This window comes from Aquirufa regiilacus (genome assembly GCF_032470275.1).
Lineage (GTDB): Bacteria > Bacteroidota > Bacteroidia > Cytophagales > Spirosomataceae > Aquirufa > Aquirufa regiilacus.
Genome location: NZ_JAVNWW010000001.1, coordinates 470,400 through 493,669 on the forward strand (window position 1 = coordinate 470,400; position 23,270 = coordinate 493,669).

The following is a 23,270-nucleotide window of genomic DNA, read 5'->3' on the forward strand; positions in this document are numbered from 1 at the left end:
AATTGTAATAAATAAAGAATTTTTTGGTGCACGAATAAATAGGATTTTTTCCAAAGAAATTTGTGCTCTTATATGGTATAAAAACCCGTGAATTGTTGGGTTTTATTGCCAAGAGTATATTAAATTGCGAGGATTTTTTTCGCGAGAATTAAATTTACCTAAACCAAAACAATAACGTTTGAAACTTTTCTAGTCGAAGGCTGGAATTTTACATTATGGATCCATTTTCCTACGTTGCCAATGCAGATACCCAAGTCATCGCTGACTTGTACGAAGCATACAAACAAGACCCCAATTCCGTAGATAGCTCTTGGAGAGATTTCTTTAAGGGTTTCGATTTTTCACAAACCTGGTTAACAGATGCGCCTGTGGGCAATGCTGCAGATTCTGCACATGTTCAAAAGGAAATGGCTGTTATCTCACTCATCAAAGCTTTTCGTTCACGTGGTCACTTGTTGTCAAAAACAAATCCGGTTCGTGAGCGCAAAGATCGCCAGCCGCGTTTAGGTTTAGCTGATTACGCGCTTTCGGATGCTGATTTAGATACCGTGTTTCAGGCGGGTGTTTTCTTGGGAATTGGTCCTGCGACTTTACGTCAAATTCAAGAGGCTTTGCATAAGATTTATGCCGGGACAATTGGTTTTGAGTATTCGTATATCCGCGAGGTAGCTACGAAAGAATGGTTGCGCAATAAAATTGAGAAAGAAGCTTTGTCTTTCAACCCATCGTTTGAAAAGAAAAAGCATATCCTTCAGAAATTGAATGAAGCTGTCGTTTTTGAAAATTTCTTAGGAACAAAATACTTAGGCCAAAAGCGTTTCGGACTTGAAGGTGGTGAATCAACCATCGCGGGTTTAGATGCGATTATTAATACGTCGGCCGACTTAGGTGTCAAAGAAGCCATGATTGGTATGGCACACCGGGGTCGTTTGAACGTTTTGGCGAACATCATGCATAAATCCTACGAATCGATCTTTGATGGTTTCGAAGGAAATGTACCGAATGAGATTCATGGGGATGGTGACGTGAAATACCACTTAGGTTATTCATCGAAACATATTTCACCTAACGGTAGTGAGATTTCTTTGAAATTAGCTCCGAATCCATCACACTTAGAAGCCGTAAATCCTTTGGTTGAGGGATTCTGTCGGGCAAGTGCTGATGCCCATTACCATGGCGATTATTCGAAAGTAATGCCTATTTTGATTCACGGAGATGCGGCGGTCGCTGGCCAAGGTATCGTGTATGAAGTGACGCAAATGGCGAAATTGAAAGGTTATTCAACGGGTGGAACGATTCACTTTGTGATCAATAACCAAGTAGGTTTTACGACGGATTTTGAAGATGCACGTTCTGCGATTTATTGCACGGATGTTGCGAAGATAATTGACGCACCGGTGTTCCACGTGAACGGAGATGATCCGGAAGCAGTGGTTTTCGTATCGCGTATTGCTGCTGAGTTCCGCCAGGAGTTTGGCCGTGATGTATTTGTGGATATGGTTTGTTACCGTCGGAATGGACACAACGAATCTGATGAGCCTCGTTTTACGCAGCCTACTTTGTATGCGAATATTACGAATCACCCGAATCCACGTGAAATCTATACACAGAAATTAATCAAGCAAGGAGAAATCGAAGCGAAGTTAGCGGAGCAAATGGACGCCGAGTTCAAAGCCGAGTTGCAAGCGCGCTTGGATTTGGTGAAACAAAAAGTTCGCCCTCCATATATTCCATTAAAATTGGATAATGCTTGGTCAGAATTGCGTTACTCTACCGAAAAGGATTTCGAAAAATCGCCTAAAACAGCCATTTCTCTAGCAATCATTGATCAAGTAGCTAAAGCCATCACAACCTTGCCAAAAGGCTTTGTGGCTTTGAAGCAAATTGAAAAAGTAATTGCCGACCGTAAAGTATACTTTGAAAAAGGTGAATTAAACTGGGCTACGGCTGAGTTATTAGCATACGGTTCTTTATTGGTAGAAGGCAAAGCAGTTCGTTTGTCGGGACAAGACGTACAACGCGGTACGTTCTCACACCGCCATGCTGTATTGCATGATGCGAATACAAATGAGAATTACAGTTCCTTAAATCATATTTCGGATAAGCAGGAAACAGCACAAATCTATAACTCATTATTGTCGGAATACGGCGTATTGGGTTATGAGTTTGGTTATGCCTTAGCGAATCCGAATGCCTTGGTTATCTGGGAGGCACAGTTTGGTGATTTCGCCAATGGCGCGCAGACGATGATTGACCAATTTATTTCGTCGCACGAATCGAAGTGGGGGACACAAAACGGTTTGGTGATGTTGTTGCCACATGGCTATGAAGGACAAGGGCCGGAGCACTCAAATGCACGTCCAGAGCGATTCTTACAATTAGCAGCGGAAAACAACATGGTGATTGCGAATTTGACAACACCAGCCAATATTTTCCATGCCTTGCGCCGCCAATTAACTTGGGAGTTCCGTAAGCCATTGGTGGTGATGTCGCCGAAATCTATTTTCCGTCATCCGAAAGTTGTTTCGAAATTGGATGCCTTTACGAAAGGTTCATTCCAAGAAGTGATTGGAGATGAATACGCAGACAAAGCAAATGTAAAACGCGTATTGATCTGTTCAGGTAAAGTTTATTTTGATTTATTGGATCGTCAAGAAAAAGACAAGCGCAAGGATGTTGCGATTATCCGTTTGGAGCAATTGCATCCATTCCCGACGAAGCAAGTTGAAGCGGAATTAGCGAAATACAAATCAGCGGAGATTTTCTACGTGCAAGAAGAACCGGAAAACATGGGCTATTGGTCGTATGTGATTCGTGAGTTCGGTTGGTCACGTTTCAGTAAATTAGTCGCACGTAAGAAATCGGCCTCACCGGCGACAGGATTCTTGAAGGTGCATGGAGAGGAGCAGGCAGCATTGATAAACAGAGCATTTGAATAATCGAATATTATGGCTATAGAAATGAAAGTGCCCGCTGTGGGCGAGTCAATCACGGAAGTAACGGTTGCTACTTGGAACAAGAAAGAAGGCGATCACGTGAAATTAGATGAGGTATTGTGCGAACTTGAGTCGGACAAAGCCACATTCGAATTGCCAGCTGAGGCTGAAGGTATTTTGCACATTGTGGCAAAAGAAGGCGATGTTTTGCCAATCGGTGCGATTATTTGCACGATTGAGGCGGGCGGTGCGACAGCATCGGTTACCATAGCAGACGCCGCTCCAGCAGCTGTTGCCGCTCCTGCACCTGCAGCAGCAGCGCCAGCACCGGCTTCAGGCCCAACGACTGTTTTGGAAGTTAAAGTTCCGGCGGTAGGTGAGTCAATTTCAGAAGTTACTGTTTCGGTTTGGAATAAGAAAACAGGAGATGTTGTTTCCTTGGATGAAGTTCTTTGCGAATTAGAGTCAGATAAAGCGACCTTCGAATTGCCAGCGGAATCAGCGGGTGTGTTAGAGGTGATTGCTCAACCAGGTTCTGTGGTTCCGATTGGAGGCTTGTTGGCGAAAATCACGGTAGGTGGTTCCGTTTCAGCAGCACCAGCGGCAGCTCCAGCTCCAGCAGCGGCTCCGGCAGCAGCTTCAGCTTCTGACGCAAGCTATGCAGCAGGACATCCTTCGCCAGCAGCATCAAAAATATTAGATGAAAAAGGAATTGCGGCAGCTTCGGTTGCGGGTTCAGGAGTAGGTGGACGTATTACCAAAGAAGATGCAGTAGCAGCTTCGAAACCAGCGGCGGCTGCACCAGCAGCAGCTCCGGCTTCAGCCCCAGCGGTCGCACAAGGCGGAACGCGTCGTGAGAAAATGAGTTCATTGCGTAAAACAGTTGCCCGTCGTTTGGTGGCTGTGAAAAATGAGACGGCGATGTTGACGACCTTCAATGAGGTTGACATGAAGCCGGTCATGGATTTACGTGGAAAATATAAAGATAAATTCAAGGAGAAACATGGCGTAGGCTTAGGCTTTATGTCCTTCTTCACGAAAGCGGTTTGCGTAGCCTTGAAGGAGTACCCTTCGGTGAATGCGAAGATCGATGGCGATGAAATCGTGTTCCACGATTATTGCGATATTTCGATTGCGGTTTCTGCACCGAAAGGTTTGGTTGTTCCAGTGATTCGTTCGGCAGAGAACTTGTCATTAGCGGGCATCGAATCAGAAGTGGTTCGTCTAGCAGGAAAAGCACGTGAGAATAAATTGACTTTGGAGGAAATGACTGGCGGAACATTTACGATCACGAATGGTGGGGTATTTGGTTCGATGCTTTCTACGCCGATCATCAATGCACCACAAGTAGCGATTTTAGGTATGCACAATATCGTTGAGCGCGCGGTGGTCGTTGACGGTCAAATCGTGATTCGTCCGATTATGTATTTGGCTTTATCGTATGATCACCGCATCATCGATGGCCGTGAGTCGGTAAGTTTCTTAGTTCGCTTAAAGCAACTATTAGAGGATCCAGCTCGTTTATTGTTAGATATTTAATGACTAGAATAGGCCTCACGGGGCCTATTCGCTTTCAATCGCCTTATGCAAGAATTTGATGTTGTCGTAATTGGTTCGGGTCCTGGTGGATATGTTTCGGCTATCCGTTCGGCCCAATTGGGTTTCAAAGTTGCCATCGTGGAGAAATATGCCGTGATGGGTGGAACTTGTTTGAACGTGGGATGTATTCCTTCCAAAGCGTTGTTGGACTCTTCGGAGCATTACCACAATGCGGTACACACCTTCCAAGAACATGGAATTGATATCGCTAAACCGAAGGTGAATTTGGACCAAATGATCAAGCGTAAAGCGGGTGTGGTTTCGAATTTGAATGCGGGAATTGCGTATTTGATGAAGAAAAATAAGATCACGACCTTCCATGGTTTGGGCTCATTTGATTCTGCCAAAACGGTAAAAGTAACCAAAGAAGATGGTTCTTCGGAAGTGATTGCCGGTAAAAACATCATCATTGCGACGGGTTCAAAGCCTACGATTCTTCCGTTCATTCCGGTGGATAAGGAGCGTATCATTACGTCGACGGAAGCCTTGAAAATGAAGGAAATTCCCAAGCATTTGATCGTGATCGGTGCAGGGGTAATCGGCGCGGAATTAGGATCCGTTTATGCACGTTTAGGATCGAAGGTTTCCTTTGTGGAATTTGCAGATAGCATGATCGCGACGATGGATAAGACGATGGGCAAGGAATTACAAAAGTCAATTGCCAAATTAGGCGCTGATTTTTACTTGTCACATAAAGTAACAGGTGCATCCGTGAAGGGGAAAGAAGTGACGGTGAAGGCACAAGATGCTTCGGGTAAGGATGTAGAAATTAAAGGAGATTATTGCTTGGTGTGTATCGGTCGCCGACCGTACACAGATGGTTTGAACTTAGCTGCGGCGGGTTTAACGGCCGACGAGCGTGGTCGGGTAGCGGTCGATGAGCATACGCTTCAAACGTCGGTTCCGGGTATCTATGCGATTGGTGATGTTGTCCGTGGGGCGATGTTGGCACATAAAGCAGAAGAAGAAGGAACATTCGTAGCGGAGGTCATTGCCGGTCAAAAACCACATATCAATTATAACTTGATTCCGGGTGTTGTTTACACGTGGCCAGAAGTGGCTTCGGTAGGGAAGACGGAACAAGAATTGAAAGCGGCAGGTATTGCTTACAAGGAAGGATCATTCCCATTCAAGGCATTAGGACGTGCGATTGCATCGGGCGATGTAGATGGTTTGGCGAAGGTATTGGCGGATGCAACGACGGATGAGATCTTAGGGGTTCACATCATCGGTGCACGTGCAGCGGACATGATTGCGGAAGCGGTTGTGGCGATGGAATATCGGGCATCTGCGGAAGATGTAGCGCGCATGTCACATGCGCATCCAACCTACACGGAGGCGATGAAGGAAGCTTGTTTGGCGGCGACGGCGAAAAGATCCATTCATTCGTAGAGAGAGTTAAGAGTTAAGAAGTTTCTTGAATATTGATAGTGCTGGCTGATGCTGGCACTATTTTTTTGATTTTTGGAGACGAGATTATTTCGCGTCCATTTACCATAGGTTAAAACCTGGGGTTAAAATTTTATATCCTCAGACTTTAGTCTGAGGTAGACGCGCGGTATCGCGTCTCTACAGGTTAACCAGACGCGATTATTTCGCGTCTAGTCCTCAGGTTAAAATCTGAGGTTAATTTATAACCCTAGGCTTCAGCCTAGGGATTAAAAAGTTCCTCACGTCTTTGCTTGAACAGTACTCCAAAAGTTGGACAACATATTGGGTGTTTCTCTAGTCAGACTAGATAGGTTCATAATCCTCAATATACGAATCTGAATATTGAACGTCGGAGATTTATTTTTATCATATCAGTCATATATTAAAGACTTTCTTCGTATCATTGAAAAAATAAATAGTATTTACAATTACTAAAAAGAATCAAATGGGTGCAGGAATGCCGCATTGAAAAACCAAAGAAGCCTTTTTTTATAATTTGTAACCTATAACCACTAATCATATGAATTCGATGAACTATAATTTCATGCCATTTTCTATGCGCGAAAATCGAATTATTAATCTAGCCAAAGAGGGCTTGACGAATAAAGAGATCGCCTTGCAATTGAATATTGAAGAGTCTACCGTGAAGTGCCACCGCCGAAATGTGATGCGAAAATTAGGCATCAAAGGCAAGGTTGCTTTTTTGAGGTTTTTACTAAATGCGCCTCAGTAATTTTATTTTAGTTGTTATTTGCTGGGGTATGTACTACTAAATTACTACCAGAATACTACCTAGGTGGTATTGATTTGCCTCGTTGAGATTTCTAGGTTTACATCGCACATGCAAGTGCTGGTGGATCCCGAAAAACCAATGAAGAGTAGGGGATATTTTTAATTCAAGAGTTATGGAAAAGTTTAAATCTCTTCATTTAGAAGAATTAACTGATTTTCAGTTAAAAAAAATTGAAGCTGGAAATCCTTATGTTATTGGACTTTTAGTTTCATTGGCAGGAACTATCCTGTACGAATGTGTAAATGACTGGAATGCAAACGTTGCTGCATTTAATGCTGGTAGAAAATCAATAAAATAGAAAAATGGAAAAGACAAACTTTGATAAAGATTTTAAATCTTTAACTCCTCAAGAACTGATTTTATTAAATGGCGGAGATAATGTAACTCAATGGTTGTTTTACAAGGCTGGTCAGATATATCAATCTATTGTAAAAGAAATTCAAAATAGCCACCCTGCAGAATATTATAAATAGTATTTAAAATAAGAAAGCTTAATTTACTAGTTAGGTTAGGACCTTTTTCCCTAACCTAACTAAACTTAAAAATATGGAAAATAAAAAATATTTGTTTATGCTGTTTACTGGTATGTTAACTGGAATCATTATTTATAAGATAATTAATTTTCTTATGGGAAAGTATCTATGACCAATTTTTGCCCAATCTCCCTTTTAAGCCGCAAAAATGAGAAACCTTGAAATAGAAAATAGTCTGGAAAACTTGATCATAAAAAATCGGGTTAAAGGAGCTACTTTCTATATTTTCATGCTACTCATTTTGTTAGGGGCAATTTCGTCTCTGCCATTCATCTATGTAGATGTCTCTTCTCAAGCTCATGGTTTTGTTCGTCCACTAGGTGATAATGTTCCCATCATTTCATTGGTAAGTGGAAATATTCAAAAGATTAATTTAAAGAATAACAAAACCGTTCAAAAGGGGGATACTTTATTGATGATTAACCCGCAAAGTATCAATTCGCAGGTGTCTGTAAATGTTGATTTTCAAAAGCAAATCCAGCAAAATATTGCAGATTTAGATCATATGCTCAATGGAGAATCCAATTTCTTTATAAAGCTTCCCCATAATCAGAGTGACCTGGAGAAATACTTAGCCCAAAAAAAGGAATTGATTTCCAGGATTCGTGCTATAACGCTAATATTTCATCGAAATAAGAAATTATTCATAGACCAGGTAATTCCACAGGCTGAATTTGATAAAATTGAGGACGAAAAGATTGTCGCAGAAGAGGCTTTGAGTTCTTTCGAAAAGAAGCAAATAGCGCAATGGCAGCAGACTAAGAAAGAATTGATGGAGACAAAAAAGAACTACGAAGGGGATCAACGCAAATTTGAAATCGAAAAAAAGAATTACCTCATTATCTCTCCTATATCGGGGACCGTCGTTAATTTCAAGGGATTTGCCACACAATCAACATTAGGGGCTGCTACTCAATTGGCAGAAATTTCGCCTGACAATCCTTTGATTGTAGAATGCCAGGTAAATCCGAAAGATATCGGCTTGATAAAAATGGGTCAGTCCGTTCGATTGCAAATGGATGCTTTTAATTATAACCAATGGGGATTTTTAGAGGCAAAAGTTTCGGAAATTGATCATCATCCTGTGGTCAATAATAATGAAATTTTCTTTCGGGTTAAGTGCTCTTTATCGAAACACAAACTCGAGTTAGCGAATGGATATACCGCAGAGGTTCAAAAGGGAATGTCCTTAGTTGCTAGGTTCATTATCACAAAAAGGAGTTTGTATCAATTGCTTTTTGATAAAGTTGATGCATGGCTTAACCCTTCCATTAATCCTGCCTAATATGACTTCAATCAAAGTTAAGCAGCATGATATCAAGGATTGTGGGGCAGCTTGTTTGGCATCCATTGGTAATCATTATCATCTTCATTTACCCATTGCTAAGATTCGTCAGCTAGCTAGTACCGATATCAGAGGTACTAATGTACTCGGCATGATTCAAGCCGCGGAGAAAATGGGGTTTTCTGCCAAAGGGGTCAAAGGGGGTATTGAGGCTTTACCTCAGATTCCTACGCCAACAATCGCTCATGTTATTCTAAAGAATCAGTATCATCACTTTGTCGTTATATATAAAGTGGGTAAAAATTCGATTGAGGTGATGGATCCTGCATTTGGTAAAATAATCAAATACTCGATGGACGAATTCAAGGAAATTTGGTCAGGTGTTTTAATAATAATAGCTCCCAGCGCACAATTTAAAGTATATAGTGAAACCGTTTCGCCCTATAAACGTTTTTGGGAATTAGTCCAGCCACATAAATTCACGCTTATTCAATCGATTGTAGGGGCTTTGTTATATACGATATTAGGATTGTCGATGTCGATATATATCCAAAAGATAACCGATCATGTTATCGCGGATGGGAATCGAAATTTACTTAACCTGTTGAGTGCGGGCATGCTATTGATCATTTGTCTACAAGCATTTCTGGGGAGCAAGAAATCAATTTTTATGATGAAATCGGGCCAATTGATGGATGCTCAATTGATATTGGGGTATTACAAACACTTACTCCATTTACCTCAGCGATTTTTTGATACTATGCGCATTGGCGAAATCACTTCTCGCATAAATGATGCAGTGAAAATTAGGAATTTCATCAATGAAACTGCGATAGAAGTCATTCTGAACCTCTTTGTTGTATTGTTTTCCTTTGCACTCATGTTTACCTACTATTGGAAATTAGCATTGATTATGTTGCTTGTTGTTCCATTATATCTGTTGATTTATTTGATTATGAATCGATTAAACAAAAAGGTAGAGCGTAGGATCATGGAGGATGCTGCTGAATTAGAAACGCAAATCGTGGAATCCATTGGCCAAATTAGAACAGTTAAAGAGTTTGGATTGGAGGCCACCATGAATCAAAAGTCGGAATCACGCTTTGTGAAATTGCTTTTCTCAGGAATTAAATCGGGCTATAACTCCATATTTGCAAGTACGAGCACTTTCGTTTTAGCCTCTTTTTTTACCGTTATCCTAATGTGGGCTGGTGCTGGATTTGTATTGGATAGACAAATCACAACGGGAGAACTCTTCTCATTTTATGCGCTGATTGGTTTCTTTACAGGACCTATTGCATCTTTGATTGGTTCCAATAAGTCGATTCAAAATGCCTTAATAGCCGCAGACCGATTATTTGAAATCATGGATCTAGAAAGAGAGAAAATGGAAAATAAAATCGATTTAGATCGAGAGTCAATCGGAGATATTGTATTTGATCAGGTTCATTTTTCCTACGGAACAAGAGTGGATGTTTTTAATGCACTTTCATTAAGCATTGAAAAAGGGAAAATGACCGCCATCGTAGGGGAAAGTGGTAGTGGCAAGTCTTCATTGTTTTCAATTATTCAGGGTTTATACCCTATACGAGAAGGTTGCGTGAAAATTGGAGAATTTGATCTTAATCAAATTAATCCACAAAGCCTGCGACGTTTAATCGTTTCGGTTCCCCAAAACACTCAATTGTTTTCGGGGAATGTGATCGAAAATATAGCCATTGGAGACCCTAATCCTGACATCAAACGCGCAATAAGTTTATGTAAAGAATTGGGAATTTCTGAATTTATTGAAAAAATTCCTACTTCCTACGAAACGCCATTGGGCGAAAATGGGGCCATGCTTTCAGGGGGGCAAAAGCAGCGAATCGCCATAGCTCGAGCTTTGTACCGTGACCCTGAAATCCTGTTATTAGATGAAGCTACATCTGCACTAGATACACATTCTGAACAAATAATTCATCAAGTATTTGACAAATACAGAATGCAAGGCAAAACCATTTTGGTGATTGCGCATCGACTCAGTACGATTATGCATGCAGATCATATAATCGTTTTACAAGCTGGTAAAATAGCCGAACAAGGCTCTCATGCAGACCTTGTGGTGATGAAGGGGGAATATGCTAGTTTAATCAAGGGCACAATGGAAAGAGTTGATATATAAAACACGTTGAATGGGCCATTCTTGGTTTTATGTTCGAATGCACACAATGTATAAGGGATTTTATAGATATACTTAAGTGCTAAATTCAGAAATAGTTAAATCTCAAATGATTATTTGTAAACTCATTTTGGGATTACTACTACCAAAATACCACCAGAATACTACCTAGGTGGTATTGATTTGCCTCGTTGAGATTTCTAGGTTTACATCGCACATACAAGTGCTGGTGGAACCCGAAAAACCAATGAAGAGTAGGGGAGAAATGTAAATATATTCAAGATGAAAAAATGGAATCTTTTTGCTGGACTTTTCTTTTCAATCTCAATAATGGGTCTTGTAAAGCAAAATAATGTTACGTTCGTAAGTGCAAAAGCTGCAGCTGTGATTGCGGATCATTATCATTTGAACAACACGCAAGGTTATATTGTAGGTGCCGTGGGAACATATGCGGGATTTGCAATTGGTACTTATTTCGGTGGTCCAATTGGAGGTAGGGTAGGAATGTTTGTTGGTGGTCTCTAACTTATAATATGCTAGAAGATTTAATCATTCATCAAATCTTCTAGCATTTAAAAACATCATTATGATCGATAGAAGATTGACTTTCGCTCTAGTAACGACTGTAATTCCTGTCATTACCTTATTTGCTAGTTTGGCAGCTGAGATACTTTTTAGCAAAAATCAGAAATTTTTTGAGTCAATTAAACAGTTTAAAAGTGGCTTTGACTTTGTATATTTTATTTTGTTTAGTATCATAGTTTTTGTTTTAAGTTATACTTTCTCACCCATATTAGACAATCAAGATAAGAATCAAGCCGGCAGCATTTTAATTTTAATTTTTTTCATCGTTTTTTTCTATGGACTCGGTCCACTTTTATATCCAATTGTAATTCTATTTCGATCGAGTAGATATGAAGAATATAAGGATATGGAAAAAATTATTCAGGTTGAAATGAATTATGCCGTTAAGGTTCGAATTGTGAATCGTGAGTTAATCAACGCATTTGCAACGGGAATACTTCCTTTTTCGAAAATTATATTAATTGGTATGCCTTTGTTAACGGATTTAACTAATGACGAATTAAAAGCTGTAATAGCACACGAATTAGGACATACAAAAAAGCATCATCTATTTTATTTGATGCTTATCATGATCGTAATACAGATAATTATTATGATTATTTATAATCATATGCTTTTGCCATTTTTTCTTCTACATAAGTTTGGCTGGCTTGTTAAAGGAATCACATTCGGTCTCCTTTTAGTAATATCTAATGAAATTTTGGGCTTCTTTCAGAGAAAAATGGAGTATGACGCTGATAAATTTGCTGCTAAAATTGTTGGAAAAAATAGTATTAAGAAAGCTCTTGAAAAGTTAAATAAAATAACGGGAGGGAAGCTTCAAGTAAAGTCAATTTCACACCCTACACTTGAACAAAGATTACTTTCTATTGAGGAGTCATTTTCAAATGAGTAATACATTTTGGTTTTACACGTGTTTGTTTTTCTGGATTTCAGGTGTATTTCTAGCTAGCAATTTAACATATATTATCCCGATTGCGGATCAAGCGGTTAATTCAGTATATGAATCCATGTCATTTTGGGAAGTGTTTTGTTATCTATTCAAAACGAATATTACAGTTGGTTTACTCTGTTGTTACATGGGCTACGCGACTGCGGGTTTAATGACAGTTTTTATTTTGATGTTTAATGGATACTTATTCGGTATGGCCTTATTTGTAATTGCAAAATTACAACATCATGAAGTTTTGGAGTTTGGACTTCTGATTAAACTATTTGGACACGTTCCTTTAGAAATAATATCATTTTGTTTGTTTGGAATGTATGGATTATCTGGATTTAATTTTGTCCTAAATTCAAATTCAAATAAAGAAATCCTATCGGATCTGCCTTCAATAAAATCTATTCTTTTCCCTTTTGTGTTATTGGTAATTGCGGCCATTATTGAGTCTTATTCAATCAAGAGTTTTTAAATATCATTCGCTATGAAATCTTTAATACGAAGTGCTTTTCTGTTTTTAACGCTGAAAATAATCTTTTCAATTATAGCAACTGAAGTGTTAATCCAAGGTATGTCAAATGAAGGCTTAATGGTCGCTCGTATAACAGCGATTTTTTCAATAATTTTTTCAACAACTTTTAATTGCTTGTTTATCAATTGCATATTATTAGTGATTTGGTATGGTTCAAACTTATTTCTAAATGATTTGAAATTTGACATGTTTATACCCGCATTTCATATTTTTTTTATTATTCTGATCACTGCTGAAATACTTAAATTCGGTTTCATTTGGATTTTTTTGATTGATGAAATATCGAATCTAGATGTGACCTCATTAGATTTTTCACACCAAATTGAGCTTACTAATTTTCATCGATATAGTCGAGTTGTAGATATTTTTTCGATTGTTTTTTCTGTTTTTTTATTTGGTGTTGAGTTGAAACAGAAATTGATGCCAAAATTAATTATTAGCTTTTTTTTCTTAATCATATTTTTTATGGCAACTCTTTTATGAAAATCATTCAATCATTTTGGTCTAAACCATTTGCCTTTCCAGCTGCAAATTCTTTAGAAGCAAGATCTCAAGGAGGCTTTTCCAATGAGAGCCAATTTATATATACTTGGGCGCTTTCATTACTTAGCCTCAAGGAGGTTTTTCCCCATGTTCATTTAAATACTGATGAAAAAGGCAAAAAAGCTTGGATCGACTTTTTTGAATTTCCTTATGATTCCTATTCTACTTATATGGGTGCGATTGAAGAGTTTCCTTCAGATCTATGGTCAACGGGAAAATTACTTACCTATGCTGGAATAAAAGAACCATTTGTCCATTTCGATGTTGATGTAGTTTTAGGAAAGCATTTTGATCGTGATAAATTAGAACAAGAATTGTTCGTGGAATTTCATTATGATGATTGTATTCTCAAACGTTACGATAAGATCATACAAGGACTGTTAAATTACGAGATAAAAATGTCTCCAGAATTCAAAGAAATAATAGCACAAAGTGACTTTGTGTACAAAGATTATAATTTGGGTATTACTGGTGGCTTTGATTTTGATTTTTTCAATCGATATGCTCAAAATGCTTTAAACGATCTTAAGCGAAATATACCGTTTCTTTCAAATGTCGACAGTACTACTAAATCATTTTTAAATTGTTTTTTTGAGCAATATTGTTTCTATGAAACGTCAAGGATTGAATCAAAATGTGTCAATAAATTAGTGGGAACTACGTTAAATTTAGATTTTGATTATCAAAAACATAAAATTGATTCAGGTTATAGAAACTTTGATTTTGTTCATTTTCACGGAGGTTATAAACGATTGTACCCTGAGCTTTCCGGGAAATGGCTAAAGGAATATTATCCAGATTATTACAAAAACATTAGTGAGAAAATTGCTTATATAAATTCAAGTCAATAGTCAAATTGGATTTGTTGTATATTAGGCAACAAGAGAAAATAATATCCAATGTATGACTACAAGGCTAACTCTAATCCACCGTCATTGCCTCCAAATCAATCGTCTTCGCCCTTGCATAGAATCTCCACGAAAGCAAGACCGACGAACAAACCAAACTAGCCGTTAAGCCCATCCAGATGCCCACAGCGCCTACGCCCTCGTAAATCCCAATGTAGTAGGAGAGTGGAATGCCAATGCCCCAATACGAGAAGATCGTAATGCCTGTAGGAATGTTGACATCCTGAAGTCCACGCAGTAAACCCAAAGAAACCGCCTGAATACCATCAAATAACTGAAAGATGGCTCCCCAAACAACAAGTGTTACTGCAATCGCAATCACTGAGGCCTCTTGCGTATAACCTCGAACTAATATGTCCTTGCCAAAGAAAAAGACAAGCGCACAAAAGCCCATAAACAAAATAGATAGTACCAAGGCCGCATTTCCCGAGGTGAAAATGCCTGGACGATTCCGTTCCCCGATATCCGCTCCAACCAAAATTCCTCCCGCCGCTGCGATCCCAGTTGCCATCATGTAAGTCAACGAGGCCATATTAATCGCGACAATGTGGGCCGCTTGTGCCGTGACGGAAATCCAGCCCATCATGACCACCGCCATTCCAAAGGTCGCAATCTCAAAGAAACCCTGCATACCGGATGGAATACCGATTTTCAAAATGGTTTTTTCTAACACGTTGGACTCAGCATGTACGTGCTTTTTCGCTAAATACTTGCTGAAATCAGCGATTTTAAACACATAAATCGCTAATGCAACCGTCATTACGATACGAGCTAGCAACGTTGCGATCCCAGCCCCAAACAATCCCATCGCTGGAATAGGTCCTGAGCCATTAATGAAAATATGATTGAAGATTATATTGAATATCAACGCAGCCAAGGTAATGTACATGGCCACCGACGTTTTCTGTAAACCATCCGTAAAGCTTTTGAAGGCGGAGAACAAAAAGGTTGGCAAGACCGAAACAGCAATCAAGGCTAAATAGGGCAGGGTCAATGCCTTGTTGGCCGCCGTCTGTTGAAACAAATCATAATTCATTCCTGCCAGCCCAATCAGCAACATGGTCACGACACTGAGTAAGATCGCCACGCGAATATTTGCGCGAAGTAAATTCCCACACTCGGAGAAATCGCCCTCAGCCTCAGCTTTTGAGATCATCGGTGCGACAATTTGCATGCAGATTAAGCCAACAATCGCAATGGTAAAGAAGATACTTCCTGCCATGCCCGATGCGCCCAAACTTTCAGCTGCGCCGGTCGACATTTGGCCTACCTGAATCGTGTCGGCTAAGCCCATGAGCATGACCCCGAGCTGTCCAACCACGATCGGTGTCGCCAATCGAATTGTCTGCTTAATCTTCGCCTGAAATGCCATGTTAAATACGAACGATTTCCGCACCGATCGCATTTAAACGCGTATCGATGTTTTGGTAACCGCGGTCAATTTGCTCGATGTTGTCGATGATGGAAGTGCCGTTTGCCGACATCGCCGCGATCAACAACGATACGCCCGCACGGATATCCGGAGACGACATGCGAATGCCTTTCAAAGTTTGCTTTCGGTCGAAACCAACCACCGTCGCGCGGTGTGGATCGCAAAGGATAATCTGCGCACCCATTTCGATCAAACGATCCACGAAGAATAAACGCGATTCAAACATTTTTTGGTGAATCAATACCGTTCCTTTCGCCTGGATGGCTGTCACCAAAATGATCGACAACAAGTCAGGCGTGAAACCTGGCCATGGATGATCCGAAATGGTCAACATTGATCCATCGATGAAGTTTTCCAATTCATAATGCTCTTGCGAAGGGATGAAAATATCATCGCCACGGAATTCCATTTTGATACCCAATTTCTTGAATACCTCAGGAATGATTCCTAATTCTGGAATTTGGCAGTTTTTAATCGTGATTTCTGATTGTGTCATCACGGCCATCCCGATGAATGAACCGATTTCAATCATGTCGGGAAGCATCGTGTGCTCCGTTCCGTGAAGCACATCCACACCCTCAATGACTAATAAGTTAGAACCGATACCTGAGATCTTAGCTCCCATGCGGTTCAACATCTTCGATAATTGCTGTAAATAAGGCTCACAAGCGGCATTGTAGATCGTTGTCGTACCTTTTGCAAGTACGGCAGCCATCAAGATATTTGCTGTTCCTGTCACCGATGCTTCGTCCAATAACATATAGGCACCTTGCAATTGTGAGGCATCTACTTCGTAGATTCCACCATCTTCCGGGCTATAGTTGAATTTGGCACCTAATTTCATGAATCCGAAAAAGTGGGTATCCAAACGACGACGGCCGATTTTGTCTCCTCCGGGTGATGGAATACGTCCTTTTTTGAAACGAGCCAAAGTTGGCCCTAATAACATCACAGATCCACGAAGGGCAGCTGCCTTTTTCTTATAGGTTTCTGATTCCAAGTAATCAATGTTCACTTGGGATGCATCAAATTCAATGCTGGTTTCCGATAAACGACGCATGCTCACGCCCATGTCACCCAAAAGATCGATCAATTGGTTGACATCGCGGATATTCGGAATGTTGTGAATCGTAACAGGCTCAGCTGTTAAAACCACCGCACACAAAATTTGCAATGCTTCGTTTTTTGCTCCTTGGGGAGTGATTTCCCCCTTCATCCGGCGGCCACCGGTAACCTTAAATGATGCCATAAATCTTACTTATTTTTACGGTAATTGTTATTACGATTGTTGTTGTTATTTCTGAAGTTGTTATTCTTCCGGAAATTATTGTTCCGGTTGTTATTGTTGTTCGGATATTCTGGGGCATTGTATGCGTTACGCGCATTGTTCGCCACTTTGGCATGTCCTAAGGTTTCTTGCGATAACTCGTCGACGATACTGCCTAACAGGTTCTCCGACATGTCCTTAATGTTCTGCCAAATGACCGAATCATCCACCGTGTCTTTGTTCCAAGTTACATAGAAGCCTTTCATCAAACGGGCGATGTAAGCGACCAAAATCTTTTTGTCCTCTAATTTATCCTCAGCAATGGCACGTAGAATTAATAATTCCACATTACGTCCATAGTGCTTGAATTTCAGGTGGTGCTGGTTATAAGCCACTTTACGTGGCGCTTTCCCTACCGACTCCGGTGATGGGGGAGGAAATGGTCCTTGCACATCCAATTCGAAATTCGACATGATAAACAAGTCATCCCAAAGCTTTTTGGAATAATCTTGGCTGTTGTCCTTCATGTTGGGATGAATCTGTTTCATCAAATCCACCATGATAAAGGCATATTTGGTACGTTGCTCGCGGTCGGCGATGGTCATGATGTAATTGACCAATTTTTGTACACTCGATCCGTATTCTTTCATATTAATTCGAAAATGTTAACCACATCACCAGATGTGGAAATGCAATCAGGCAAAATACCACGATTGCCCACAAAGACATGACTAATACAGCTCCTGCTGCATAATCTTTTACTTGTTTGGCCAAAGGATGTTGCTCCGGCGAAACCAAATTCGTAAGGCGTTCCATCGCCGTATTGATTAATTCAGCGACCCAAACACAGGCAACGGCAAGGCTTATCCAAATCCATTCCTGTGCCGAAAAGTCCAATTTAAAACCAACGTAAATCACCAAGGCCGTCGCGGCCAAGTGTATTTTGGCATTTCTTTCTTGTTTGATCAGATTGAAAATCCCATCAAGCGCATGCCCAATACTTTGATTTAGCTGTTTGAAAAACATTAAAATTCGGCTGTTTTAGGTGTTCTTGGGAAAGGAATCACGTCGCGAATGTTGCTCATTCCTGTTACGAATAATACCAAACGCTCAAAACCCAATCCAAAGCCCGCATGTGGCGCAGATCCAAATTTACGTGTCTCTAAGTACCACCAGATGGATTCTTCCTCGATGCCTACTTCCTTCGTGCGTTGCAATAATTTTTCGTAATCGTCCTCACGCTGCGATCCGCCAATGATTTCACCAATGCCCGGGAATAAAACGTCCATTGCACGAACGGTTTTGCCGTCTTCGTCCAACTTCATGTAGAATGCCTTGATGTCTTTCGGGTAATTCGTAAGGATTACGGGTTTTTTGAAGTGTTTTTCAACCAACCAGCGTTCGTGTTCCGATTGTAAATCGATGCCCCATTCAACCGGGTATTGGAATTTACCTTGTTTGTGCGTTTTCGATTGCAACAAGATGTTGATCGCTTCCGTATAGGTAATACGTTCGAAATCATTCTCCGTCACAAAACGTAACTTTTCAGTTAAGCTCAATTCCGATTGCTCTTCTTTTTTCTTCGTTTTTTCTTCGTCCAAAAGACGCTTCTCTAAAAATGCGATATCATCCGCACAATGTTCTAATGCGTATTTGATACAGAATTTGGTGAAATCTTCCGCCAAATTCATGTTGTCTTCTAATTCATTAAAGGCAACTTCCGGCTCGATCATCCAGAACTCGGCCAAGTGGCGCGTTGTGTTTGAATTCTCCGCACGGAACGTAGGGCCAAAGGTATAAACCTTTGATAAGGCCATCGCGCCCAATTCGCCTTCCAGTTGGCCAGAAACCGTCAAATTCGTCTCCTTGCCAAAGAAATCTTCTTTGAAATCTACCTTTCCATCTTCGGTCAACGGAGGGTTCGTAGCTGGTAAGGTCGTTACACGGAACATTTCTCCAGCACCTTCTGCATCCGATCCTGTAATGATGGGCGTATGTAAATAGAAGAATTGGTTTTGATTGAAATAGGTGTGAACCGCATAAGCTAATGCATGGCGAACACGTAAAATAGCCGAAAATGTATTTGTCCGTGGGCGTAAATGCGCGATTTCACGTAAGAACTCCAAGGAGTGTTTTTTCGGTTGTAAAGGGTATTTTTCAGGATCAGCAGTCCCGTAAACTTCGATGGAATTTACTTGTAACTCGACCGATTGCCCTTGGCCCTGTGAAGGAATCAAGGTACCAGTCATGGCAATACATGCCCCAGTCGTTACTAATTTCAATGTTTCTTCTGAAACAGCTCCATCCGAAACGACACCTTGAATGTTGTGAATCGTTGAACCATCGTTTAAAGCAATGAAAGCAACATTGGCTGAAACGCGTTTGGTACGAACCCAACCTTTGATAACAAGGCTTTGGTTAGATGGGGATAAGGAAAGGATTTCTTTAATTTGCATAAATGATTCTCAGTAGCCCTGTATTGGGCGCAATAAGCCTCAAAAATACCACAAAAAAACCGAATTTTTTCAATTATTTTTGCATTTAAATTTACGCCCTTATGCAAGGTTTATCCATTAATTTGTCGCAACAGCAACGACTTTCTCCGCAGCAAATCCAGCTGATTAAGTTATTGCAAATCCCTACAGCCGAATTGGCTGCACGGATTGAAGCGGAATTGGAGGAAAATCCTGCTTTGGAAGAGGGGATTTCCGAGGAGCGATTGGAGGAAATGGAGGATCGTGAGACGGTAGATGACCTCGCAAATGATGAAATGGCCATTGATGATTATCTACAAGATGATTATGCGGGCTATAAAATGGCGGGGGATTCCTATGATCCCAACGAGGAGATGCGAGAGCGTCCGATGCCCACCGTTCCAAGTGCCGAGGAATTCTTGTTGATGCAAATTGGTTTTGTGATTACCAACGAACGGGAGCGCATCATTGCCGAACAATTGATAGGTTCATTAGAAGACGACGGATATTTACGTCGGAATATTGAGAGCATTGTCAATGACTTAGCTTTTACGGTTGGCTTTGAGACCGACTACCAAGAAGTGGAACGAGTACTCTTACAAGTTCAGCAATTGGATCCTGCGGGAATCGGAGCGCGGGATTTGCAGGAATGTTTGTCTATCCAGTTGCACCGCAAACATTTTGCCGACGAGCATGCGTTGCAAGTAGCGATACGTTTGATTGATCAGTATTTTGATGAGTTTTCGAAAAAGCATTACAGTCAATTACAACAGAAATTAGGTGTCGATGAGGCTTTACTTAAGCAAGCCATCAACATCATTACGCATTTAAACCCGAAGCCCGGAGGAAGTGAAGCAGGGGAGGTGGCGCCGTTTTTACAACCTGATTTTATTGTAAGCCAGTCGGACGGGAAATTGGACATTAAATTAAATGGCAAGAATGCGCCAGAATTGCGTGTGAGCAAGTCATTTCAGGAGATGTTACAAACTTATTCCAAAGGGGATAAGCAACAAAAGGAGGTCAAGGAAGCGGTTACCTTCATTAAACATAAGTTGGATTCTGCCTCTTGGTTCATTCAAGCGATTCAGCAGCGGCAGGGAACCTTGCTGAAGACGATGGAAAGTATCGTAGGCCAACAGTATGATTTTTTCTTGACGGGAGATGAATCCAAGTTGAAGCCCATGCGCATGAAGGAAATCGCGGAAGTTATCGAAATGGACATTTCGACGGTTTCTCGGGTGGTATCGGCTAAATCTGTACAAACAGATTTTGGGATGTATCCCTTGAAGTATTTCTTTTCGGAGGGGATTACGCATGAGTCTGGGGAGGATTTTTCTACCAGAGAAGTGAAGAATATCTTGCGAGATTTAATTGCTGGCGAATCAGCTGGCCATGCCTATTCCGATGAGGAATTAGAAGGTTTGTTGGCAGAAAAAGGCTTTGTCGTAAAGCGCAGGACCGTAGCCAAATACCGCGAACAGTTGGGAATACCAGTTGCTCGTTTGCGTAGAAAAATGGAGTAAATCCGTGTAGCAATTAGTTGATTTTCTATTACCTTGTGGATTCTAAACCTATCATTCAATGAAAAAAATGTTGCTTTTAGGCCTCTTGGTTCCCTCCATGCTTTTTGCTCAAGAAATTAAAGTTCCTACGGGTTTTTCCGTTGCTGAAATCGCTAAAAATCAAGGTTCCGTGCGTCACATTGCTGTTTCCAAACAAGGCCATGTGTATGCCAAATTATCCAAATTAAAGGATGGGAATGGGATTATTCAGCTCAAAGACACGAATCAAGATGGGGTTTTTGAGGAAGAAACCCTTTTTGGGAAATATCCTGGAACTGGCATCATGATTGATGGCGAATATTTTTATGCATCATCAAACAAGGGTGTTTTTCGCTATGCCTTGAATGCAAAAGGCGAAATTGCCGACTTAAATACCTTTGAAACTATTGTAGATGGATTACCCGATCATGGTCGGGATAATGCCAAGCCCTTTGTTTTTGATGCAGGTAAAAAACATATTTATGTGACAATTGGGTCCTGGAATGATCCTTGTCGGGTCCCTGGCACCGGTCAAGGCATGAACCCATGTGCGGTATTGGATTCTGCGGGTGGGGTATGGCAATTTGATGCGAATAAATTAAATCAAGGTTTTAAGGATGGTATTCGATATGCCACAGGCTTGAAAAATGCGGTGGGGATTACGTGGAATCCACAAACGCAATCGCTCTTTGCCATGGCACACGGTCGGGGACAATTCCACGATTTTTATCCGCAATACTACACGCCACAGCAATCGCAAGAATTACCTGCCGAGGCGATGTATGAATTCAAAAAGGCGGGTGAAGATGCCGGCTGGCCTTATATCTATTACGACCAAAAGCAAAACAAGAAAATCGTTGCTCCCGAATATGGAGGCGATGGAAAGAAGACGGGAGGAGAAAAAGCATTGAATCCGGTTGTCGCTTTTCCGGCACACATGGGTCCGAATGACATCCTGTTTTACCAAGGGAATCAATTCCCCGCAAGGTATAAACAGGGTGCATTTATTGCCTTTCATGGCCAATCTTCGGAATTGAAGAAAGGGTATTTGGTAGCCTTTGTACCTTTTAAAAACGGCAAGCCGAGTGGGAAATGGGAGATATTTGCGGATAATTTTGCTGGAACGGATTTGGCAAAGCCGACGGGACCTATTCAGCATCGTCCTTGTGGATTGGCGGAAGGACCGGATGGATCGCTGTATGTTAGTGATGATTTAGGAGGAAGTATCTATCGGATTCAATTTAAAAAATAGCAGCAAGTGCTTGTGAACGATGCACTTAGCTTTTTTGATGATTCTGCTTCGATATTTTTTTTCGAATGAATGTTTCGATTTTTAAAAACTATTTCTACCTTTGCAGTCCCGAAAGGGCAATGGTTGCGTAGCTCAACTGGATAGAGCATCTCACTACGGATGAGAAGGTTTGGGGTTCGAATCCCTACGCGACCACTGATAAAAGACCTGCACGAACGTGTGGGTCTTTTTGTATTTACGATATTCATGCGGGCTTAACTGCAGTGAGTCTACTTCCCCACATTAATTATGCTAAATCCTATTAGCTAGCTCAGCAGTAATAAAAAGTGTAAGCCGATTTATATGTTAAGATTGCTGAATAGATGATTTTAAGCCTTATTAGCATTAATGTTGATCAATCTCATGTAGCAAATGTGGCCTAAATGAAATGCTCTTTTTACGCCAAAGTTGATCAAACATACAAATACCTAGTTGCTCTAATCATGAGCATTATTCCCTGATACCTTTTTATTGTTTTCGTTCGATTTAGATCGAAAACCACATGCTATTTCTGATGATATTATCCGTCAAGTCCACTTGAAATCTATTTATACTACCAAAATACCACTAGAATACTACCTAAGTGGTATTGATATGGGCATTTCTATGCGATAGATTTGGAGCATGCTGCGAGGCAATGGTGAAACCCGAAAAACCACTCAAGAGTAGGGGATCGAATGTTCAGAAAATGAAGAAAATAGCTGCATTTTATGCTCTGAAAAAATACTATTTCGTTGCCATGGCGATAGTTTTGCCGTTTTTTATTTATGCCTATGATCCAACGGTAGGTTGTGAACCCGAATGGAGATTTTTCGGTTGGAGTCGTTCAATTTGTGGTTTAGATGGAGGATCACAAGGTGTTAGTCATTCCCATCTACCAGACAATTCACATTGTGTTTATTATTATGATGAATATAAATATTTTTTTGGCTTTCAAGTTGAGCATCGAATAGCACAAGTAACACAACCTTGCCCTGAAAACGAATAAATACTATTATTCAAAAAATGTATTTAATTTTAAT

At 40.6% G+C, this 23,270-nt stretch carries 21 protein-coding genes and 1 tRNA gene; 16 read left to right on the forward strand and 6 right to left on the reverse strand.

From position 1 onward, the window contains the following. The first annotated feature begins 215 nt into the window (after positions 1 to 215). From PQG45_RS01975 to PQG45_RS02025, 11 genes are all read left to right on the forward strand, one after another. The gene (locus PQG45_RS01975; RefSeq protein WP_316070207.1) at positions 216 to 2,939 is read left to right on the forward strand and encodes a 2-oxoglutarate dehydrogenase E1 component; all 2,724 of its coding nucleotides are present in this window, start codon (positions 216 to 218) and stop codon (positions 2,937 to 2,939) included. 9 nt (positions 2,940 to 2,948) lie between these two features. After that, complete coding sequence (gene odhB, locus PQG45_RS01980; protein ID WP_316070208.1) at positions 2,949 to 4,475, forward strand: 2-oxoglutarate dehydrogenase complex dihydrolipoyllysine-residue succinyltransferase; 1,527 nt, start codon at positions 2,949 to 2,951, stop codon at positions 4,473 to 4,475. A gap of 45 nt (positions 4,476 to 4,520) precedes the next feature. Further along, positions 4,521 to 5,927, forward strand: a complete 1,407-nt coding sequence (gene lpdA, locus PQG45_RS01985) for a dihydrolipoyl dehydrogenase (protein WP_316070209.1) — start codon at positions 4,521 to 4,523, stop codon at positions 5,925 to 5,927. 559 nt (positions 5,928 to 6,486) lie between these two features. Then, complete coding sequence (locus tag PQG45_RS01990; RefSeq protein ID WP_315575715.1) at positions 6,487 to 6,699, forward strand: helix-turn-helix domain-containing protein; 213 nt, start codon at positions 6,487 to 6,489, stop codon at positions 6,697 to 6,699. Positions 6,700 to 6,871: 172 nt separating this feature from the next. Continuing rightward, on the forward strand, positions 6,872 to 7,057 hold the full coding sequence (locus PQG45_RS01995; protein ID WP_315575714.1) for a hypothetical protein: 186 nt from the start codon (positions 6,872 to 6,874) through the stop codon (positions 7,055 to 7,057). A 4-nt stretch (positions 7,058 to 7,061) separates the two neighbouring features. After that, entirely contained in the window at positions 7,062 to 7,232 is a 171-nt protein-coding gene (locus tag PQG45_RS02000) for a hypothetical protein (RefSeq protein WP_316070210.1), read from the forward strand. Between the two features lie 289 nt (positions 7,233 to 7,521). Further along, positions 7,522 to 8,577: an HlyD family secretion protein gene (locus tag PQG45_RS02005; RefSeq protein ID WP_315575711.1), complete on the forward strand. Its 1,056-nt coding sequence runs from the start codon at positions 7,522 to 7,524 to the stop codon at positions 8,575 to 8,577. 1 nt (position 8,578) lies between these two features. Further along, a complete protein-coding gene (locus PQG45_RS02010) occupies positions 8,579 to 10,738 on the forward strand; it encodes a peptidase domain-containing ABC transporter (protein ID WP_316070211.1) in 2,160 nt (719 codons plus the stop codon). Positions 10,739 to 11,017: 279 nt separating this feature from the next. Continuing rightward, on the forward strand, positions 11,018 to 11,260 hold the full coding sequence (locus tag PQG45_RS02015) for a hypothetical protein (protein ID WP_315575707.1): 243 nt from the start codon (positions 11,018 to 11,020) through the stop codon (positions 11,258 to 11,260). 61 nt (positions 11,261 to 11,321) lie between these two features. Then, entirely contained in the window at positions 11,322 to 12,215 is an 894-nt protein-coding gene (locus PQG45_RS02020) for a M48 family metalloprotease (RefSeq protein ID WP_315575706.1), read from the forward strand. Next, positions 12,208 to 12,732 carry a stage II sporulation protein M gene (locus tag PQG45_RS02025; RefSeq protein ID WP_315575704.1) on the forward strand — a complete coding sequence of 175 codons (525 nt, stop codon included), beginning with the start codon at positions 12,208 to 12,210 and terminating at the stop codon, positions 12,730 to 12,732. The genes PQG45_RS02020 and PQG45_RS02025 overlap by 8 nt, the downstream gene beginning before the upstream one ends. On the opposite strand, the gene PQG45_RS02030 is transcribed toward PQG45_RS02025, so the two are convergent. Continuing rightward, positions 12,729 to 12,980 carry a hypothetical protein gene (locus PQG45_RS02030; RefSeq protein WP_315575702.1) on the reverse strand — a complete coding sequence of 84 codons (252 nt, stop codon included), beginning with the start codon at positions 12,978 to 12,980 and terminating at the stop codon, positions 12,729 to 12,731. The two genes, PQG45_RS02025 and PQG45_RS02030, sit on opposite strands and share 4 nt — an antisense overlap. A gap of 291 nt (positions 12,981 to 13,271) precedes the next feature. Between PQG45_RS02030 and PQG45_RS02035 the strand changes: the two genes are divergently transcribed. Further along, complete coding sequence (locus tag PQG45_RS02035; RefSeq protein ID WP_315575700.1) at positions 13,272 to 14,186, forward strand: DUF6734 family protein; 915 nt, start codon at positions 13,272 to 13,274, stop codon at positions 14,184 to 14,186. Between the two features lie 70 nt (positions 14,187 to 14,256). Here PQG45_RS02035 and PQG45_RS02040 read toward each other — a convergent pair whose 3' ends face one another. Genes PQG45_RS02040 through asnS form a run of 5 tightly spaced genes read right to left on the reverse strand, consistent with a single transcriptional unit; the run spans position 14,257 to position 19,398 of the window. Next, positions 14,257 to 15,639, reverse strand: coding sequence for an MATE family efflux transporter (locus tag PQG45_RS02040; protein ID WP_316070212.1), 1,383 nt, complete (start codon positions 15,637 to 15,639; stop codon positions 14,257 to 14,259). Continuing rightward, positions 15,617 to 16,924 carry a UDP-N-acetylglucosamine 1-carboxyvinyltransferase gene (gene murA, locus PQG45_RS02045; protein WP_315575696.1) on the reverse strand — a complete coding sequence of 436 codons (1,308 nt, stop codon included), beginning with the start codon at positions 16,922 to 16,924 and terminating at the stop codon, positions 15,617 to 15,619. Before murA ends, PQG45_RS02040 begins: the two co-directional genes overlap by 23 nt. A 5-nt stretch (positions 16,925 to 16,929) precedes the next feature. Continuing rightward, the gene (locus PQG45_RS02050) at positions 16,930 to 17,592 is read right to left on the reverse strand and encodes a DUF4290 domain-containing protein (RefSeq protein ID WP_315575694.1); all 663 of its coding nucleotides are present in this window, start codon (positions 17,590 to 17,592) and stop codon (positions 16,930 to 16,932) included. 1 nt (position 17,593) lies between these two features. After that, entirely contained in the window at positions 17,594 to 17,968 is a 375-nt protein-coding gene (locus PQG45_RS02055) for a diacylglycerol kinase family protein (protein ID WP_315575692.1), read from the reverse strand. Beyond that, a complete protein-coding gene (asnS, locus tag PQG45_RS02060; protein WP_316070213.1) occupies positions 17,968 to 19,398 on the reverse strand; it encodes an asparagine--tRNA ligase in 1,431 nt (476 codons plus the stop codon). The genes PQG45_RS02055 and asnS overlap by 1 nt, the downstream gene beginning before the upstream one ends. A gap of 101 nt (positions 19,399 to 19,499) precedes the next feature. On the opposite strand from asnS, the gene rpoN reads away from it, so the two are divergent. The 4 genes from rpoN (at position 19,500) to PQG45_RS02080 (ending at position 23,236) form a co-directional block, all read left to right on the forward strand. After that, positions 19,500 to 20,939: an RNA polymerase factor sigma-54 gene (rpoN, locus tag PQG45_RS02065; RefSeq protein WP_316070214.1), complete on the forward strand. Its 1,440-nt coding sequence runs from the start codon at positions 19,500 to 19,502 to the stop codon at positions 20,937 to 20,939. Between the two features lie 58 nt (positions 20,940 to 20,997). Beyond that, positions 20,998 to 22,209 carry a PQQ-dependent sugar dehydrogenase gene (locus PQG45_RS02070; protein WP_316070215.1) on the forward strand — a complete coding sequence of 404 codons (1,212 nt, stop codon included), beginning with the start codon at positions 20,998 to 21,000 and terminating at the stop codon, positions 22,207 to 22,209. A 121-nt stretch (positions 22,210 to 22,330) separates the two neighbouring features. Further along, positions 22,331 to 22,404, forward strand: a tRNA-Arg gene (locus PQG45_RS02075). A 532-nt stretch (positions 22,405 to 22,936) separates the two neighbouring features. Beyond that, positions 22,937 to 23,236, forward strand: a complete 300-nt coding sequence (locus PQG45_RS02080) for a hypothetical protein (protein WP_315576744.1) — start codon at positions 22,937 to 22,939, stop codon at positions 23,234 to 23,236. Positions 23,237 to 23,270: the final 34 nt, after the last annotated feature.

What these genes read in the sequence shown, in the direction of transcription:
- PQG45_RS01975 (WP_316070207.1), top strand. Translation starts at nt 216, where the DNA reads ATGGATCCATTTTCCTACGTTGCCAATGCAGATACCCAAGTCATCGCT.
- odhB (WP_316070208.1), top strand. Translation starts at nt 2,949, where the DNA reads ATGGCTATAGAAATGAAAGTGCCCGCTGTGGGCGAGTCAATCACGGAA.
- lpdA (WP_316070209.1), top strand. Translation starts at nt 4,521, where the DNA reads ATGCAAGAATTTGATGTTGTCGTAATTGGTTCGGGTCCTGGTGGATAT.
- PQG45_RS01990 (WP_315575715.1), top strand. Translation starts at nt 6,487, where the DNA reads ATGAATTCGATGAACTATAATTTCATGCCATTTTCTATGCGCGAAAAT.
- PQG45_RS01995 (WP_315575714.1), top strand. Translation starts at nt 6,872, where the DNA reads ATGGAAAAGTTTAAATCTCTTCATTTAGAAGAATTAACTGATTTTCAG.
- PQG45_RS02000 (WP_316070210.1), top strand. Translation starts at nt 7,062, where the DNA reads ATGGAAAAGACAAACTTTGATAAAGATTTTAAATCTTTAACTCCTCAA.
- PQG45_RS02005 (WP_315575711.1), top strand. Translation starts at nt 7,522, where the DNA reads ATGCTACTCATTTTGTTAGGGGCAATTTCGTCTCTGCCATTCATCTAT.
- PQG45_RS02010 (WP_316070211.1), top strand. Translation starts at nt 8,579, where the DNA reads ATGACTTCAATCAAAGTTAAGCAGCATGATATCAAGGATTGTGGGGCA.
- PQG45_RS02015 (WP_315575707.1), top strand. Translation starts at nt 11,018, where the DNA reads ATGAAAAAATGGAATCTTTTTGCTGGACTTTTCTTTTCAATCTCAATA.
- PQG45_RS02020 (WP_315575706.1), top strand. Translation starts at nt 11,322, where the DNA reads ATGATCGATAGAAGATTGACTTTCGCTCTAGTAACGACTGTAATTCCT.
- PQG45_RS02025 (WP_315575704.1), top strand. Translation starts at nt 12,208, where the DNA reads ATGAGTAATACATTTTGGTTTTACACGTGTTTGTTTTTCTGGATTTCA.
- PQG45_RS02030 (WP_315575702.1), bottom strand. Translation starts at nt 12,980, where the DNA reads ATGTCAAATTTCAAATCATTTAGAAATAAGTTTGAACCATACCAAATC.
- PQG45_RS02035 (WP_315575700.1), top strand. Translation starts at nt 13,272, where the DNA reads ATGAAAATCATTCAATCATTTTGGTCTAAACCATTTGCCTTTCCAGCT.
- murA (WP_315575696.1), bottom strand. Translation starts at nt 16,924, where the DNA reads ATGGCATCATTTAAGGTTACCGGTGGCCGCCGGATGAAGGGGGAAATC.
- PQG45_RS02050 (WP_315575694.1), bottom strand. Translation starts at nt 17,592, where the DNA reads ATGAAAGAATACGGATCGAGTGTACAAAAATTGGTCAATTACATCATG.
- PQG45_RS02055 (WP_315575692.1), bottom strand. Translation starts at nt 17,968, where the DNA reads ATGTTTTTCAAACAGCTAAATCAAAGTATTGGGCATGCGCTTGATGGG.
- asnS (WP_316070213.1), bottom strand. Translation starts at nt 19,398, where the DNA reads ATGCAAATTAAAGAAATCCTTTCCTTATCCCCATCTAACCAAAGCCTT.
- rpoN (WP_316070214.1), top strand. Translation starts at nt 19,500, where the DNA reads ATGCAAGGTTTATCCATTAATTTGTCGCAACAGCAACGACTTTCTCCG.
- PQG45_RS02070 (WP_316070215.1), top strand. Translation starts at nt 20,998, where the DNA reads ATGAAAAAAATGTTGCTTTTAGGCCTCTTGGTTCCCTCCATGCTTTTT.
- PQG45_RS02080 (WP_315576744.1), top strand. Translation starts at nt 22,937, where the DNA reads ATGAAGAAAATAGCTGCATTTTATGCTCTGAAAAAATACTATTTCGTT.